The sequence below is a fragment of the Cohnella herbarum genome, assembly GCF_012849095.1.
Classification (GTDB): domain Bacteria; phylum Bacillota; class Bacilli; order Paenibacillales; family Paenibacillaceae; genus Cohnella; species Cohnella herbarum.
Genome location: NZ_CP051680.1, coordinates 3,640,472 through 3,657,096, shown reverse-complemented (window position 1 = coordinate 3,657,096; position 16,625 = coordinate 3,640,472). Strand labels below are relative to the sequence as shown.

13 protein-coding genes and 1 pseudogene are annotated in these 16,625 nt (G+C 52.5%); 9 read left to right on the top strand and 5 right to left on the bottom strand.

What is annotated here, in order from left to right; all coding sequences use genetic code 11:
- Positions 1-33 precede the first annotated feature (33 nt).
- The 3 genes from HH215_RS16215 to HH215_RS16205 all read left to right on the top strand — a co-directional run bounded on the left by HH215_RS16215 (position 34) and on the right by HH215_RS16205 (position 3,650).
- Entirely contained in the window at positions 34-966 is a 933-nt protein-coding gene (locus HH215_RS16215) for an ABC transporter permease (RefSeq protein ID WP_169280850.1), read from the top strand.
- 18 nt (positions 967-984) lie between these two features.
- Positions 985-1,866 (top strand): carbohydrate ABC transporter permease, encoded by an 882-nt coding sequence (locus HH215_RS16210; RefSeq protein ID WP_169280849.1) that lies wholly within the window; start codon positions 985-987, stop codon positions 1,864-1,866.
- 119 nt (positions 1,867-1,985) lie between these two features.
- On the top strand, positions 1,986-3,650 hold the full coding sequence (locus HH215_RS16205) for a type 2 periplasmic-binding domain-containing protein (RefSeq protein ID WP_169280848.1): 1,665 nt from the start codon (positions 1,986-1,988) through the stop codon (positions 3,648-3,650).
- Positions 3,651-3,707: 57 nt separating this feature from the next.
- Here HH215_RS16205 and HH215_RS16200 read toward each other — a convergent pair whose 3' ends face one another.
- From HH215_RS16200 to HH215_RS16185, 4 genes are read right to left on the bottom strand one after another with little or no spacing between them, the layout of a single operon-like run.
- On the bottom strand, positions 3,708-4,448 hold the full coding sequence (locus HH215_RS16200; RefSeq protein WP_169280847.1) for a creatininase family protein: 741 nt from the start codon (positions 4,446-4,448) through the stop codon (positions 3,708-3,710).
- Positions 4,449-4,497: 49 nt separating this feature from the next.
- Positions 4,498-5,652 (bottom strand): Gfo/Idh/MocA family oxidoreductase, encoded by a 1,155-nt coding sequence (locus HH215_RS36865; RefSeq protein ID WP_169280846.1) that lies wholly within the window; start codon positions 5,650-5,652, stop codon positions 4,498-4,500.
- An 11-nt stretch (positions 5,653-5,663) separates the two neighbouring features.
- Positions 5,664-6,623: an aldo/keto reductase gene (locus tag HH215_RS16190; protein ID WP_254450578.1), complete on the bottom strand. Its 960-nt coding sequence runs from the start codon at positions 6,621-6,623 to the stop codon at positions 5,664-5,666.
- Positions 6,604-8,478 (bottom strand): DUF8034 domain-containing protein, encoded by a 1,875-nt coding sequence (locus HH215_RS16185; protein WP_169280844.1) that lies wholly within the window; start codon positions 8,476-8,478, stop codon positions 6,604-6,606. The genes HH215_RS16190 and HH215_RS16185 overlap by 20 nt, the downstream gene beginning before the upstream one ends.
- A 336-nt stretch (positions 8,479-8,814) precedes the next feature.
- Here HH215_RS16185 and HH215_RS16180 point away from each other — a divergent pair.
- Positions 8,815-9,948: pseudogene (locus HH215_RS16180) on the top strand (DEAD/DEAH box helicase); the annotation flags it as partial.
- A 51-nt stretch (positions 9,949-9,999) separates the two neighbouring features.
- Complete coding sequence (locus HH215_RS16175) at positions 10,000-10,287, top strand: hypothetical protein (RefSeq protein WP_169280842.1); 288 nt, start codon at positions 10,000-10,002, stop codon at positions 10,285-10,287.
- A gap of 97 nt (positions 10,288-10,384) precedes the next feature.
- Here the strand turns inward: HH215_RS16175 and HH215_RS37045 are convergent, their stop codons facing one another.
- Positions 10,385-10,930, bottom strand: coding sequence for a helix-turn-helix domain-containing protein (locus HH215_RS37045; protein WP_375140524.1), 546 nt, complete (start codon positions 10,928-10,930; stop codon positions 10,385-10,387).
- An 847-nt stretch (positions 10,931-11,777) separates the two neighbouring features.
- Here HH215_RS37045 and HH215_RS16165 point away from each other — a divergent pair.
- From HH215_RS16165 to HH215_RS16150, 4 genes are all read left to right on the top strand, one after another.
- Positions 11,778-12,857 (top strand): S1C family serine protease, encoded by a 1,080-nt coding sequence (locus tag HH215_RS16165; protein ID WP_254450507.1) that lies wholly within the window; start codon positions 11,778-11,780, stop codon positions 12,855-12,857.
- Positions 12,858-12,991: 134 nt separating this feature from the next.
- Positions 12,992-14,071, top strand: a complete 1,080-nt coding sequence (locus HH215_RS16160; RefSeq protein WP_169280840.1) for a Gfo/Idh/MocA family protein — start codon at positions 12,992-12,994, stop codon at positions 14,069-14,071.
- Between the two features lie 199 nt (positions 14,072-14,270).
- On the top strand, positions 14,271-15,581 hold the full coding sequence (locus HH215_RS16155) for an extracellular solute-binding protein (protein WP_169280839.1): 1,311 nt from the start codon (positions 14,271-14,273) through the stop codon (positions 15,579-15,581).
- Between the two features lie 90 nt (positions 15,582-15,671).
- Positions 15,672-16,619, top strand: coding sequence for a carbohydrate ABC transporter permease (locus HH215_RS16150; protein WP_169280838.1), 948 nt, complete (start codon positions 15,672-15,674; stop codon positions 16,617-16,619).
- Positions 16,620-16,625 lie beyond the last annotated feature (6 nt).

Sequence of the window (16,625 nt, the reverse complement as noted above, 5' to 3'; positions counted from 1 at the left end):
GAGTAACTCAAAAAGCAATAGGAGGAACATCCAGTGTCGACCCGTACGCAACGATGGTATGCGCCGCTTTATCAACTTGGCAAGCAATGGCAATTGACGCTCATGCTGGTGCCCTTGGTCGTGCTCGTCCTGTTGTTCCTGTACGTGCCGATGGGGTTTCTCGTCATCGCGTTCAAGGATTACAACATCGGCAAGGGCGTATGGGATAGTCCGTGGGTCGGGTGGGGGCAATTCGAGAAAATCTTCACGTATTCGGATATCACGCGCCTCATCCGCAACTCTCTGGTTATCAGCTTCCTGACGCTGATTTCCGGATTTGCAGGGCCGATCGTGCTGGCGCTTTTGTTTAACGAGATGAGGGGCGGCAAGTTCCGCAAGCTCGTCCAGACGGTCAGCTACTTGCCGCACTTCTTCCCGTGGACGATCATTGCCGGCATGATCCTGATGTTTTTCTCGATCGACGGCGTCGTCAACGGTTTATTGGAATCTTGGGGAAGCAGCCGACCGGTTCAGTTTCTGACCGACCACGTCCACTTTATCCAACTATTAGTCGCATCGAATCTATGGAAAGAAATCGGATGGGGGACGATCATCTACATCGCCGCGATCGCGGGGATCAACCCGAGCTTGTACGAAGCCGCCGTCGTCGACGGAGCAGGCAGGTACCAGCGGATGCGCTACGTGACGATTCCCGGGATGCGTCCGGCGATCGGCATCTCGTTGATTTTCGCCGCGGGCAGCCTGATGAGCGTTAACTTCGATCAGATCTACAACTTGTATAATCCGCAAGTGTACGAATGGGCGGACGTCATCGATACGTATGTCGTGCGCGCGGGCGTGCTTCAGATGCAGTATAGCCAGACCGCGGCGATCGGCTTGTTCAAGGGGCTCGTCGGCCTCGTCTTGATCGTCTTGTCCAACTGGCTCGTCCGCCGGGCGACCGACAACGAGTATTCCTTGTTCTGAGGAAGGAGAATCGTACCCATGACTTGGGGAAGCAAAAGAAACTGGTTCGACTGGGTAAACGGAGCCGTGATGGTACTCATCTGCATCGGTACGATCTATCCGTTCCTGTATATTCTCAACATCTCGCTTAGCTCTCCGGTCGCCGCCAATCAGACGGGACTGCACCTCTGGCCGGAGGGTTTTCGGCTCACCGCGTATAGAGGCATCTGGGAAGACCGCCATTTTCTGCGCAGCTACGTCAACATCGTCGCGGTAACCGCTATCGGAACTTTCCTCGGGCTGCTCGTGTCGGCTTGCGCCGCTTACACGCTGTCCCGAAAAAGATTTCCGTTCCGCAAGTCGGTGCTCGGCCTGCTGACGGTCACGATCGTGTTCAACGGAGGACTCATTCCGTATTACTTGGTCGTTCGGCAGTTGAACCTGATCGATACTTGGATCCCGCTCTGGCTCCCCGTCATGACGGGGGTGTTCAACATCATCATTCTAAAAAACTTCTTCCTCGCGGTGCCGCAAGAGCTGGAAGAGTCGGCCAAGATCGACGGGGCTACCGATTTCAGGGTGTTCGGCACGATCATCGTGCCCTTATCCAAACCCGTTCTGGCTACGGTCGGGTTATGGCTCGCGGTGCAACTGTGGAACGATTGGTTTTCGCCGTATTTGTTCATTAACAGCCCGGATAAGGTGACGCTGCCGCTCGTGTTGCGGAAATACGTCGTTGAGAACGACTTGACGCAGGTAGGGAGCTTCGCCCGGGCGATCGCGCAAGTCACCGAGCAACCGACTTCGACGCAGATCGTATCCGCGGTCATTATCGTGTCCATCCTTCCGATGCTCGTGGCGTATCCATACATTCAACGCTTTTTCGTCAAAGGAATTCTGTTCGGTTCGATTAAGGAATAGAACGTACGAATTTCACGGCGATGTACCGAATTGTCACTATTTTCTAACCGGCATTGTCCGCTACATTGTGGGGGAGATCCCCGAGGGGACTTCCAATTAAGAGAGGGGCCTACGCATTCATGGGAAAAAAGAGAGTCCGCATCTTGTTCAGCGCATTGTTGATGGTCACGCTGCTTCTTAGCGCCTGCAGCAATAACAACGGTGGCAACGCATCACCCGAAAGCACGTCGGGATCGGTCGAATCCTCCACCACTTCGGCATCGGCGAGTCCAAGCGCGAGTCCCAGCGAGAGCGCCAGCGCGGAGCCGGCCGAACCGATCAAAATTTCCTGGCACGGCAACTTCCAGACCGAGCTTGATGCCGACGGCACGATCGAGCAGGAAATCGAGAAGCAGTTCAACGTCGATATCGAATTCATTAACGCGAAGAACGACAAGCTGCCGCTGCTGGCTTCTTCCAACGACATGCCCGACGTGATGCGTCTTCCGGACCCGAAAGACGTGACGGAGTACGCGAAAGCGGGTTTGCTGCTTGAGCTTCCCCAAGAGCTTCTTCAAGAGAAAACGCCCTCGATCTATCAGGCGGTTAACGAAGTCAATCCGGACTTATGGGGATTATCCAATTACGACGGCAAAAATTACGCGATCCCTCAGTATATTAAGTACATTACTTGGGATACGGCGATGAAATGGCGCAAGGACATCCTCGATCAAGTCGGCATCGCGAAGACGCCAACGACGATCGAAGAATTCGATGCGGCCTTCAAAGCGGTGAAGGACAAAGAGAAGGACATCATCAAGGCGACGAATCCGACGCTCAAGAAGCTGCAAATGTTCACCGGCACGGATATCGCTTTTGCCTGGAACCAATTTACTTGGTTGTTCGGAGCCTATGGCTCGATGCCGGGCACTTGGCAATTGGACGGCAACGGGGCCGTAGTCCGCGGAGAACTGTTGCCGGGTACAAAGGACGCGCTTGCGAAGCTTAGAGAGTGGTATGATGCCGGTTATATCGATCCCGCGTTCGTCACGGACAAAGGGGAACAGTTCACGAGCAAGTGGGAGAAAGGGCAGTATTTGGTCAACGGATCGAATGGTTTTATTAGCGATGCCGTACCGCTTAAGCCGGGCGAACCGGAGAAACCGACGGACGTCAACTTGAAGAAGAACGTTCCTAGCGCCCTTTTCGCATGGGAAAAAGCGCCTGCCGGGCCGAGCGGCCAGCAAGGCTTCTGGTCGTGGGGACCGCGGCAAAATTTCTTCGCCATGTCCGCCCGACTAAAGGACGATCCGGCGAAGATGGAAAAGGTGCTGCAGATGATCGAAGCGATCGCGAGCAATGAGCAGCAGTGGTTGACGGCCGCCTATGGAATCGAAGGCACTTCGTTTAAGCTCGGCGACAACGGCTTGCCGCAGTTCATTAAGCCTTACGACGACGTGAAGACGGCCGAAGGCAAGAAGATGGGCGCGATGGGAGCGGGGGGGCCGTTCGCTCCGTTCGCCAACATCGAAGTCACGAACAAGTTCACCGACCCGGACATCGCGACGACTTGGACGCAATTGACGACGGATAAGCCGGACGCGCTATTCGGCCTACCGCTGCCGTCCTCTTCGGAATTGGACCAACGCAACCAAGAGAAATGGACCGACACGATGATCAAGGTCATTTCCGGCGAGAAACCGCTCGAGTACTACGACGATTACGTCAAGTGGTTCAACGACAACGGCGGTTCGAAGTGGACGCAGGAGGCTAACGATCTGTACAATAGCCAGTTTAAGAAATAAAAGAAATAAAGTCCGAGATGGAGCAACGAGCTGTCCCTACACGGGGCAGCTCGTTCTTTAATGCGATCCAAGAAGCTCGCGGGTCCAGCCCTCGACGCATAATTCGATCCACCGCTTGCCTTCCGACTCCGTCGCCTCCAGAGTATCGAGCAGCCACTCCGGCAAATCGGATCCGTTCAAATGGAAATGCTCCATGCGTACCGTCTCCGGGGCGGCGGCCATCATGAGCTGGGTTTCTCCCTTACCGGCGTGGCCGACGGGCATCCGTTCCGGGTTTCCGGCGGCGTAATCGCCGAAGTCGTCTAAGCCGGCAACCTTGATCAAGCCGAAAATATTCGGCTCCGGCGTATCGTCCGGCGCTTTCCGCCCCCAGCCGGCGCCCCAGGCTGCCGTCGTCTCGCGGATCAGCTCGGCAGCCGCCATCCGGCAAGCGAGCGATTGCAAGCCTTCGGCGCCTTGATGATGCTGGAGGATGTAGATCCTGCGGAAACCGATCTTCAACAGACCCCGCAACGCTTCCTTCACGTAACCTTTGAAGGCAGCGGGATCGAAATCGATCTCCCCCTCGTCCGGTCCTCCCGCCCAGCTTAGCGTCGGACCGTATGCGAGCGGAGGCGCCACGATGCTGCCCGAGCGGCGGGCGGCTTCCTCGGCGACATGGCTCGCGAGCAGGATGTCCGTGCCGATGGGAAGGTGGTAGCCATGGTACTCGATCACTCCGGCCGCCATGACGACGGGCGTTCCGTTCCGCACGGCTTCTTGGATTTGGTCGGGTCTCATGTGCGTCAGTTGCATCATAATCGCGTTCCTCTTTCCATTCTTCAAGCTGTTTTTGCGAAGCTTCAACTTACATCACGATGCGCCGTTCGGAGGATTCCACCGCGCGGTAGATCGCGCGCAAAACCGGCTCGAACGATTGGAACGTGAAGGGCGAGCCGGTGGAGCCAGCCGTGAACTCTAGCCATTCGGAGAGCAAACCCCAAGGCCCGTCGTATCGGGCATCAAGCTGCTCGACTTTGCGTTTGCGTCCGAAGTAGGAGTACAGCTTAAGGCCCTTTTCAGTCAGCTCGACAGAGCCTTGCGAGCCTTCGACCGAGAGCTCCCCGAGATAGGAGAACGGCTTAAGCTTGGAGCACCACACCGTCTGATAGTTCAACCGATAACCTTCCTCGGTCTCGGCCAGCATGGAGACGACCGTGCGGGTCGCCGACTGTGAAAAAGAGGGCTCGTAGGATTGCGCATATACCGTCGACGGATGAAAGCCGAACACGTCGTGAAGCACGCCGAGATGGTGATAAGCAAGATCCTCCATCGCCAGATGGCGGTATCCTTTCATCCAGTCGTATTTCTCGTAAGGCAGAAGGCAACGCCATGTCACTTGAACGATGTCCCCGAGTTTGCCGTCTTGAACCGCCTTCTTCAGCGACCGAACGGAGGGAAGGTAGTGATAATGCTCTCCGACGTATAGGCGGCCAGACCCTTGATCGCAAGCTTGCTTCAGCCGGTCTACATCGTTCATTGCGTTCAGCCGCAATTTCTTGGCCAGCACGTCGATTCCGCTGGCTAGTAACTTCGCTTCGGCATCGATCGTCGTCTTGCCGCCGCCGGGGACGCTGACGACCGCGACGTCGGGAGAAGTGTGCTCCAACGCTTCATCCAAGCTCGAGTATAGCGGAAGCTTTTCCAACTCTTCCAGCAGCCACGACGACTCATTCGCTTCATTGTACAGATCCACGATTCCAACGGTATCGAATTCCGGAAAGCCCGGCCAGTGGTTCAGCCCTTCAAGGCCGATCAACAACAGTTTCGGTTTGTTATTCATAGTCCGGGCTTCTTCAAAGTTGCCTGTGATCGGTTTTTCGCAAATGACGTGTTTGCCATAGGAGGCGGCCTTCAGTACGTTTTCTTTATGCAGATAGGTAGGCTCGGCGTTAGGATTGTTGGCGTGAGCTTCCGCATTGACGGCGCCCATGGAGCCGGCTCCGACAATGGCGACCTTCATGATCATTCCTCCTAAATGGGTGGTTCGAATAGTCCGGCGTTACGCGAATCTAATTGTTCCCAGAAAGCTGCGGAAATCGGTTGGCGCAAAGCCGCCATAGTCGATTCCAATTCTTCTGCGTTTTTCGGCCCGGTCAAGTTCATCCTAATGTCCGGGCGACGTAATGGATATTGCAGGGTGACCGCCAGCATCGGCACGCCGAATTCCGCGCAGAGGTCGTATACCTCAGTCGCGAGCAAACGTCGCTTGACGGATTCCTCGTGCCATTCCGGGACCTCGAGCGTACGCGGGTCCGATCCGGCGAGCATGCCCGCCGACAACGGACTTCCGTTAATGACGGCAACGCCCCGTTCGGCCCCTAATCGAATGAGCGGGCCGGCGCTTTGGTCGATCGGCGTATAGTCCGAATAGGTGAGCACGGAGTCGACCCCTAGCTCGGATACGGAGCGTTCCAACAAATCCAATGGTCGGGTGGCCATGCCGATATAGCGAACCTTGCCTTCATCGCGGGCTTTCCGAAGAGTCGCTAGCACGCCGTTATCCGCGGTAACTTGGTGCAGTGTATAAACGTCGTGAATCTGGAATAAATCCACGTAGTCCGATCGAAGTCTGCTCAAGCTGGCTTCAAGGTTGGAGAGAACGTAAGCGCTAGCGTCTTCGGGGGAAAGAGCCTCGGGAATGTCGGACTTGGTCGCGACGAACAGCGAATCTCTTACCGCGCGCTTGCCCGCGAGAAACTCGCCGACGACGTACTCGCTATTCCCGTATTTGATGGATGTATCATAATAACGAAAGCCGAGTTCGTAAGCTCGCTCTAGCACGGCGACGTCTTCCGCGACCGACTCCGGCGCCAAGCCGTTGCGGCCGAGCCATGCTGCTCCAAATCCGTAAGCCAATCCGTTCCCGCCGCCGCAGCGAAATCCGCCGATGATTCGGTTAAGCGAGGGACGGTTATCCATAGGACGGATCATATGCAAAACGTTCTACCTCCATTTCAAGTCGGATAACGGTTGATGGATGAAGCAAGAGGCTGAATTGCCGATCACCGATCTCTACCGATCGCCCCTCGAAACGCGCCTTGACGAAACGATGTTCGCCGTAAGCGCCTGCCTTAATAATTAACTCGCGCGGCAAGTCCGAAGCATTTAAGTTTACGATCGTTAACTTGAAACGACCGGGTTCGATCGATTCGACGAGCGCGGCGACGTCTTCGGGCAATCCGGGACGATTCCTCTTAACGTCCCAATAGGAGACGGTGGCCATGACGAGACCGCCGTTATAGGCAGGCAATGGAGCGCCCATCGTTAGCTGCATTAAGCCTTCCACCGTAATCGGGTTGCGGGCTTGCAAATAGGAGTCGGTGTATGACGAGGGGTCTTGCTTATCTTCCGAGATGAACTTCAGTCGTTGCGCCACCTGCTCCAAGTTATATTCGAGAATACGCTCTGGATAGTCCGGAAACTCTCCGCTCAAGAACGAGGCCCAAGGCGCGTCATGCCCTCCGAGGTCTTTCGCGGGCTTGGCGACAACTTGCTCCCACTCCGGTCTATCGTTGTTCTTAAGCCTTCGTGCCAATTCCAGGTCCTTGCGGTCTTGGGATAGATGCCACAGATGAAGTGGGAATTTAGCATCCATAGGTTGAAATTCGAACCAACCGTCCCGCGAGACAATTTCGCCATCGTCGTTCTGAAGGACGCCCGGAATCCATAGCTTGTATCGGCATTTCAGACCGATATCGCCGCGTTTGTAAGGAACGCGCAGCGTTCCCTTGTGCTCGATACCCAAATCCGCTAGCCGTACGATTTGGGATCGTGCGAAATCCAGATAGGCAAGATCTCCTGTAAGCAGCGTCACGTTCTCCGAGGCGATCAACAACGCTTCGCCTACGGATAGCCAGCCGTGGGGCCACGTCCAACCGTAGTAACCGCCGTACCAGTTGCCGTTCATCGTTTCGCCGATGCGGCCGTTCAACCCGACGTTATCGGGCACGATGCCGCCGTTCTCTCGAGCGCGCTCCATCCAAGCCTCGACATATTCTTTCACCCATGTTCGGTACTTCTCGTCCCCGGTATGAAGGAACGCGTTGGCGGCCATCGTCGTGGCAGCCAGATTTACGATAACGTCCCCGTGGGACATACGTTCCCGCATGACGGCACCCATAGCCGCTGCTTTGTCCGGATCGCGGATGTCTTCGATCTCGGAAATTCCGGTAACGTCGGAAAAAGGCAATCCGTAAAAAGCTTTCCAATCTTCGTAAGCCCAAGGCTCGCCGGTGAAATTACGGTAGGCGGGTCCCATGCTGCCGGAGTAAGCGCAGCGAATCAGCTTCAAGCTTGCGTCATAGTTGGGCGCTTCCGGATCTTCGTTCAAATAAAAGCCGGCGTAGCGGATCGATCTATCTTTGTTCTTCGGGGCATGCGGCGCAGCGAGATTGAGATGATAGAAAAATAAATACCCTTCTCCTTGGTGAAACCAGTCGTAGCCTTGCTCGTATTCCTTGACGGCCATCGGGTGCCCATGCCCGCTGCCGTACTTCGAGAATTGTTCGGTGATGGCATCGTATTCCCGTAGCGATAACTCCAAATATTTATCGTTACCTCCCAATAAGTAGAGCAGGGGCCAATTGTGAAAGCTTTCGTAGGCGTCATCGAGCGCGTCGATCCCTTGATGATCGGGATCCGTAGGCCACATCAGGCTTCCGTCCTCGCGGACGTACCGTTCAAGGATCGGCTCGTAAGCCCGGTCCATGGCAACGAACAATCGTCGCTGCAATTCCGCCCAACGCGGAGGCTCAACGAGCGAAGTTTGGCTGGTTATACGTATCATAGGCAGTCTCCTTATTCGTACTTTGAGCCGGGTCATATTTCCATCGTCCACGGCGATATGTTCCAGGGGAGTTCTCCTTTCAACTTAATTGTAGCGATAACGTTTCAGTGGGGGACAGTGTCAGTTTGATAGATCTGCGCTCATATCGTACGTAATTGAACAAGCGAATAACGCGGAATAATCACTGGAACTGCGAAGGAATTCCGGCAATTAGTTTAAGGAGAATAAACAAATCCCTCGGTACGGAGAATATATGTTATACTGACTTGTTATGTCTTAAAGGTACGGATTGTGGAGATGCTAAGGAATTATAGTATTTAACGATGGGGAGACCAAATGACTTTCAACGATCTAAAGCTTAAACCGGAAATACTCAAAGCATTAAGCAAGGAAAACTATACAGCGCCGACTCCCATACAGGAGCAGGCGATTCCCGTCGTGCTGGCGGGTAGGGATTTGTTCGGTTGCGCGCAAACCGGAACGGGGAAAACCGCCGCGTTTTCCTTGCCTATCCTCCAACTGCTGAGCGAGCAATCCAGCCACGGCTCGAGGAACCGCCGTATTCGTTCATTGATTTTGACGCCGACGAGAGAGCTCGCTCTCCAGATTTCGGATAACATTCAAGCGTATGGACATTTTACGGATTTGCGTTGCGCGGCGATCGTGGGCGGGGTCTCGCAGAAGGTACAGGAAAAATCGCTGGAGCACGGCACGGATATTCTGATCGCGACTCCGGGGAGACTCATCGACTTATTGAATCAGAAGCTCGTGGATTTACGGCATGTTCAAATATTAGTGCTGGATGAAGCGGATAGAATGCTGGATATGGGCTTTATTCATGACGTGAAGAAGATTATAGCGACATTGCCCGCTAAGAAACAAACTTTGTTTTTTTCCGCTACGATGCCTCCCGAAATCTCTAAGCTGGTCAAGACGCTGCTCGTGGATCCGGTAAAAGTCGAAGTCACGCCGGCATCTTCCACAGTGGAAAGAATAGAGCAATCGGTATATATTGTAGAAAAGGAAATGAAGCTGCGATTATTGAATCATCTGTTGCAGGATCCTTCGATCGGTTCGGCGCTCGTATTCACCCGGACTAAACACGGAGCGGATCGCGTCGTACGCGCATTGACCAAAGCGAATATTTCCGCTCAAGCCATCCATGGAAATAAGTCGCAAAATTCACGTCAAGGCGCTTTGAATAATTTCAGGAGCGGGGAAACGCGGGTGTTGGTGGCGACGGATATCGCGGCAAGAGGCATCGATATCGATGAACTTTCCCATGTGATTAATTTTAACCTTCCCAATATCCCGGAAACCTATGTTCATCGAATAGGCCGTACCGGAAGAGCGGGGCTAAGCGGAATAGCGATCTCTTTCTGCGATGCGGAAGAAGCTCCGTATTTGAAATCCATCGAGAAGATGATCGGCAAGTCCATTCCCGTAGTCAAAGACCAATCAGATCCAATCTTAATCAAATAAATTTTATCTAGGAGTGATCGTCTGAGAAAGCATAAGCCGATGTCGTTCGACGAATTGTTAAAAGAAATGCAAGGTCAGAAATCCATTCAAGAAGAACCTGGTTTCGTCTCATTAGACGAGTTATGTAATGATTCGTTCATGAGCAAGTATTCCAACTTTGCTACTTTCGAGGAGTTTTTAGTCAAGGGCAATTTCCAAGTCAGAACCAGAGAAGATATCCAGAATATCCCGGATGAGCTGTTCGATCGTCATATCGCGCGCGAGACGAAGTTCCCCGATTGGGAATCCATGTTGGATACCGCGACTAAAGAACACGCCGGAAAATAAGAAGCATAAAGATAAGTCTGCCTGAGAAGCTGCGTTTGCAGTCTGACTCCGTGCAGACTTTTTTTTGGGCACATGGACTGGCTGGTATCCGTTAAAATTAATCTTCAATTAGAATAGCTTGCTCCTTAAGCTTAGAAGTCGGTTCCACAAGATTTAAGGATTTGAAACAGATATTAAGATTCGTATTTCCCGTAATCTCGTTTATGGTTTCAATAATCATAGAAGAGTAGCGCGTGTATAACCATTCGTTAGCAAAAGAGGTTGGGCTATAGATAATGATGGAATCCCCATCGAATACTGCAGATGTTTCTTTGAACCAAGTGTCGAAGCTCGGTTTGGACATTTTCGTACGAATGAGTTGGAGAGATTGTGTCCAGATTTCGGTTGCATCGATTTCTAAATTTGAGAGCGGTGCTAATGGCTCGAAAGGTTTATGCGGTTCTACGGATCGTAATCCGCAGCTAAGTAAGTCATCAATCGATTTATTGTATAGTTTACCAAGAGTAAGCAAACTCTCTATGTTGGGTAAAGATTCTCCGCGCTCCCATTTGGAAATGGCTTGATGAGTGACAATCAAGATTTCAGATAATTCGATCTGCGTTCTATTCGATTCATTACGTAAATTTGCTAGATTCTGACCAATTTTGCATAACTTATAATTACTACTTACGCCGCACTGTTATTATCGGTGAGAGAAAGATTCGGTATGGTGGCTTTGACGGGCTCGAACATCTGCTTCCAGACAGACGTGCACTCTACTATATAGCCGGCAGATAACATTCCGGTATTATATGGCACCATCCGAGCTCGAAAGCGTACTCAGAGTAACTTTGGCTCTGTGAAACCATACACTCCTTGTGATGGCGAAATAACGTTACGGCGTAACGTTATTCCGGTTTTCCGGGTGACTGCGGGATCAATTAGCGGTGTGGCATAACGTTATTTTTTTGAAATCTGTCCATTTTCTTCTTCAGGTGAGAGATAGCGTTATGGCATAACTTTATTGCGGCACTCTGGATAACTTTGAGGGCGAATAGCGATATCGGATAACGTTATTATATAAACGGCGGGTAGTGTTCCGACACTAAGGGTCATCCGACTAAAATAGATGGTTTAATACAGTTGTTTTACTTCCCTGATCGGGCCCAAACGGTTGATGGCGGTGGATAACTGTATATAACCATTTAATTGCTCAAAAACAGCCATTCGCACCGAAAATACCTGTATTAATCCATCTATTCCCTCCAAAGACAGTTGTCGAGAATGGACAAACTCCCGCCCGAATAAGTAGAAACGAATCAAGAGAATGCCGAGTTATTTCGCGGGCCAGGCTAATCGCTTACGAAAACGTGCACATTTCCATTAGCAATCGCTCTTTTTCCCGAATTCCTCGCCTATGGCATTCTCATGAAGCATTTAGTTTAGATTAAGTTTCGTTTAAGGAACATCCTCCATGATAGAGACAAGAAAGCAAGAGGAGGATGATCAATATGAACGACAACCACATGCAGGACAAGCACGATTTGGACAACCCTAGCGAACAGGTTAACGTATATGTATACGATTCAACGAAACAGGTATCGACGATGAAGTCATCGTACGAGAATGAATTGGCCATGATGGGAAGGAAACCGCCGTCCTCCAATGACAACAATAACGCTAAGCGTCATAAAGGGCCTGGATTCAAATCGATAGCCGCTTCATTTTTGGTCGGCGCCCTGCTGGTCGGGGGACTGTCGTATGCGGCGGACAAACAAAATCTGTTTAGCGGCGGAATGGGAGCAGGGTCGAACGCTAGCGGAAACTCCTTGCCGCACGATGCGGGAATCGTTACGGCTTCCGTCGGCGCGAACGGCGATATTGCGTCGGTATTCGAGACAGCGAGTCCGGCGGTCGTGAAAATCGAAAATTACATGACGCAAACGGATTCGATGAGGAACGGAACGAATTTCCTCTTCGGCGGCCGCGGAAGCGGACGTCAGCAGCAACAGCAACAACAGAGCGGGGAGTTGCAGCTGATGGGTTCGGGAACCGGATTTTTCTTCCAAAATGACGGCTATATTCTAACGAACGAACATGTCATTGCGGGTGCTACGGAGCTTAAAGTTACGGTGCAAGGTTACGATGAGCCGCTTACCGCTAAGGTGGTCGGTTCAAGTTACGAGCTCGACCTAGCGGTACTGAAAGTTGAAAGTCCGGATGGCAAGTCGTTTCCGAAGCTGACGTTAGGAGATTCGGATCAGGCGAAGATCGGGGATTGGGTCATCGCGATCGGCAATCCGTACGGATTGGATCATACGATCACGATGGGCGTGCTCAGCGCCAAAGAACGGCCGATCACGATCGCGGACGAACAAGGCGAGCATAAATACGAGCATTTGTTGCAAACCGATGCCTCGATCAATTCGGGCAATTCCGGCGGACCGCTTCTGAACGATAAAGGCGAAGTTATCGGAATCAATACGGCAGTCAATTCCGAAGCGCAAGGGATCGGATTCGCAATCCCCACGACGACGATTAAAGATGCGTTAAATGACTTGTTGGGAAGCTCGCAGGTTACGTCGTTTTAGTTGAAGCCTCCTGGATCGCTGATCGGAAATTCCGAAAGGTGTTAAATGTTCAGATGTTGTTAACGAATAGAAGGATTTCCTTCCCCGGATGCGAATCAAATACAGAAGACTGGCGAATGAGGAAGGGGATCGAAATGGGCAGAGAAGTTAGCATTGGAATTATTGGGCTCGGCGGCATGTCCCGGTTTCATATCCAGAAGCTCGGAGAAGTGCCGGGAGCGAGAATCGTCGCCCTGTGCGACGTTAGCCCGCAAGCGCTTGAGGAAGTCGGCGCGCAATTGGAAGTTTCGGAAGAGAAGCGATACAGTTCGATCGAATCGCTGATCAACGATCCTGCGGTAGAGGGGATCGTCTCCGTCACGCCGAACGATTCTCATGCGGCCGTCCTGCTCGCTTGCATGGAAGCGGGCAAACCGCTGTTCGCGGAGAAGCCGTTGACAAGGACGCTCGAGGAAGCAGCGGAAGTATTGGCATTCTACCGTACTCATCCGATTCCGCTTATGATCAACTTTTCCTATCGCAACGGGCCTGCCTTTCAGTTCGCGAGACAATTCGTGGCGGATGGCAAGCTTGGACGGATAAACCATTTGTTCGTGCAATACATGCAAGATTGGGGCTCGACGGTCAAGAAAACCCCTTTCCTCTGGCGCTTCGACGAGGCGATTACGGGCACGGGAGTATTGGGCGATCTGGGCTCACACATGATCGATATCTCCGAGTACTTGACGGGTTCCCGCATGTCGGAGTTGCAGGCGATGCTTCGAACGATCGTGCCGGAGCGCGCGCACCCGCAGACCGGGGAACCGATTCCCGTTAAGGTCGACGACTTTGCTTGTTTCAACGTTAGGTTCGAAGACGGCGCGGTAGGCGTGTTCCAGACTTCGCGGAATGCGCTTGGCTGCGGCAACCAGCATGAGGTGACTCTATACGGAGAAGCGGGGACTCTACATGTGAGCACTTTGAATGACCGTCAAGCCGTCTGGACTTATCCTAAGGAAGACGGTAGCGGAACAATCACGGAAACGATTGAGGTCGCTGAGGAGAAGGGCATAAATCCTTGGCGGGAATTCGTTGGACTGCTTCGAGGTGAACAGGTAGCAACTCCGCAAATCGCCGTCTTGGAGGACGGATATCGGAATCAACTGTTGTTGGAGGCCGTCGTTCAAGCTCACCATAAGGGAGCCGTAATCTCAGTGAAAGATCTTCAAGCTTAAGAACGTTGTATTAGGTGTCGAACCTTCCGAATCGCAATCGGAATGTTCGACACCTTTTTAGTTTGATTAACTAATCGAGGCTGCCAATGCAGGAAGGATATCCACCATTCCAGTATTGTAAGCGGTTACGATGCAAGGGCGGTTAACTCATAATGAAGGCGAAACGAGATCGAATCCACGTTAATGGGGGAATCAGGCGATGAGAAAACAGGTGTCATGGATTGTGGCTTTGGCGCTCATACTCGTTCTAGGGGCATGTAGCGGCGGCAATAATGCGAGCCCGAACGAGAGCGCAAGTACGACGGCTAATCCGTCGGAAGCGCAAGCATCGAATACGGAAAAGCAGGTCGAGATCGAATATTGGCACACGTATTCCGATTCCGAGGAGAAGGTGCTGATCGAGAAAATCAAGCCGATGTTCGAATCGGCGTATCCGAACATCAAGCTGAAGCTGACGCGCATGCCTTACGAAGGGTTGAAGGATCAAGTTATCGCGGCGGTCGCGGGCGATGCCGCTCCGGATCTGATGCGGATGGACATCATCTGGGTGCCGGAGCTTGCATCCAAGGGAGCGCTTAAGAAGCTAAGCGATCTTCCCGGGTTCGACGAAGTGAAATCGAGCGTATTCGAGAGTCCTTTGCAGACGAATATCTTTAAGGGAGATTTTTACGGCGTCCCACTAAACACGAACACGAAAATCGCGATTTACAATTCCGATACGTTAAAGGAAGCCGGCCTTGACCATGCGCCTGCGACGATGGACGAACTCGTTCAAGCGGCGCGGGCATTGAAGGGAAAGGATAAGCAAGGAATCGGTATTTCCGGAATCAATGCTTGGGGTTTGCTGCCTTATTTCTGGAGCCTGGGCGGCCAGGTGACGAATGAAGATTATACGAAGGTGGACGGTTATTTGAACAGTCCCGACAGTATTACGGCGTTGGAGACGATTATTAGCTGGAACAAGGAAGGCCTCGTCATTCCTGCCTTGCTAGGCGGCGAGCCCGGAACTTGGGACGGAATGAAATCCGGCCAATATATGATGATCGACGACGGACCGTGGTTCTTCAGCATTCTGCTGGGAGACGCGGAGAATAAATTCAACCCGGTAGACAAGACGGTACGCGCCTTGCTGCCGGCAGGTCCTGGAGGAAGCAGATCCGTCGTCGGAGGAGAAAATCTTGTATCCTTCTCCAACTCCAAACATCCCGATGAAGCTTGGACTTTCATGAAATGGATGCTCGGAGAAGAGCCGCAGCAAATCATGGTCGAGGCGGGAATGGTTCCGACGAACAAGAACGCGGCCAACGCGATCGATACGACCAAAAATCCGTATATCGCTACGTTCATCGAGCAGTTGAATACCGCATTGCCGCGTACTCCGATTCCGCAATGGGGAGAGATGGAGACGATCTTCAACCTTAGCTTTGAGAAGGCGATTCGCGGAGAACAAACCGCGGCGGAAGCTCTAAACGAAGCGGTCAAACAAATGTCGGCCTTATTAAGCGAATAACGAATAATGCGAATGCGTATACCGGCGACTGCACCGACGGATCACCGTTAGGTGCGGTCGTCTTCATCCGATGGAAGGGAGGCACAAGCAATGGCTCAAGCGATATCGTCCGGCAACCCTGCGCCGGTCCGGAAATCCCGTTGGCGAATCGGCCTTGCCCAATGGCTGAAAGTACTGCCGTTCGTCGCGGTCGGCATTGTCGGCGTGCTCGTCTTCGTCGTGTATCCGATGATCCAGAACGTGAAGGTCAGCTTTCAGGAGTTTAACATTTTGCCGGGTACCCGGAGTCCTTGGATCGGTTTGGATAATTACAAAGACGTCTTCGACGACCCGAACCGCAAATTCATGATCGCGCTTAAGAATACTTTTCTTAACGTAGCGGTTACCGTTCCGATCAACTGGTTACTGGCGGTGGTTTTCGCCTCTTTGATCCATACGCGTTTCGTAAGAATGAAGGTGACGTTCAGGACGTTATACTACTTGCCGATCGTGACGTCTTGGATCGTCGTTGCGCTGCTGTTCAAGTATTTGTTCGCCGACGGATCGGGCGGTTTCGTCAACTATATGTTGCTCAACCTCGGTGTTCTCTCGGAACCGATCGCGTGGAAAAGCCATTATTGGTCGGCGATGATCATGATTTGGTTGTTCCATATTTGGAAGACGGTCGGATGGGGCGTTGTCATCTATATGGCCGCGTTGCAAGGGATTCCCCGGGATTTGTACGAGGCGGCGGATATGGATGGCGCGTCGCCGATCCACAAATTTCTACGTGTGACTTTGCCGATGTTACGCCCGATCACGTTGTTCGTGCTCATTAATCTGATCAACGGAGCGTTCGGCTTTTTCCCGCAGGTGTACTTTATTACGGCCGGAGGCCCGATGAACCAGACGCAGGTTATTCCAAGTCTGATTTATATGGAAGCATTCAAGCATTTTCATTTCGGGGAAGCGGCGGCAATGGGCGTGATGATGGGAATTCTCGTGTTCGCCGTCACCTACTATCAAATGACCAAGATCGGCAAGCAACGGCTGTTCTAGAGAGGG

Bases quoted from the DNA above. Each gene is read 5' to 3' on its own strand.
- HH215_RS16210 (WP_169280849.1), top strand. From the start codon at position 985: ATGACTTGGGGAAGCAAAAGAAACTGGTTCGACTGGGTAAACGGAGCC.
- HH215_RS16205 (WP_169280848.1), top strand. From the start codon at position 1,986: ATGGGAAAAAAGAGAGTCCGCATCTTGTTCAGCGCATTGTTGATGGTC.
- HH215_RS16200 (WP_169280847.1), bottom strand. From the start codon at position 4,448: ATGATGCAACTGACGCACATGAGACCCGACCAAATCCAAGAAGCCGTG.
- HH215_RS36865 (WP_169280846.1), bottom strand. From the start codon at position 5,652: ATGAAGGTCGCCATTGTCGGAGCCGGCTCCATGGGCGCCGTCAATGCG.
- HH215_RS16190 (WP_254450578.1), bottom strand. From the start codon at position 6,623: ATGATCCGTCCTATGGATAACCGTCCCTCGCTTAACCGAATCATCGGC.
- HH215_RS16185 (WP_169280844.1), bottom strand. From the start codon at position 8,478: ATGATACGTATAACCAGCCAAACTTCGCTCGTTGAGCCTCCGCGTTGG.
- HH215_RS16175 (WP_169280842.1), top strand. From the start codon at position 10,000: ATGTCGTTCGACGAATTGTTAAAAGAAATGCAAGGTCAGAAATCCATT.
- HH215_RS16165 (WP_254450507.1), top strand. From the start codon at position 11,778: ATGAACGACAACCACATGCAGGACAAGCACGATTTGGACAACCCTAGC.
- HH215_RS16160 (WP_169280840.1), top strand. From the start codon at position 12,992: ATGGGCAGAGAAGTTAGCATTGGAATTATTGGGCTCGGCGGCATGTCC.
- HH215_RS16155 (WP_169280839.1), top strand. From the start codon at position 14,271: ATGAGAAAACAGGTGTCATGGATTGTGGCTTTGGCGCTCATACTCGTT.
- HH215_RS16150 (WP_169280838.1), top strand. From the start codon at position 15,672: ATGGCTCAAGCGATATCGTCCGGCAACCCTGCGCCGGTCCGGAAATCC.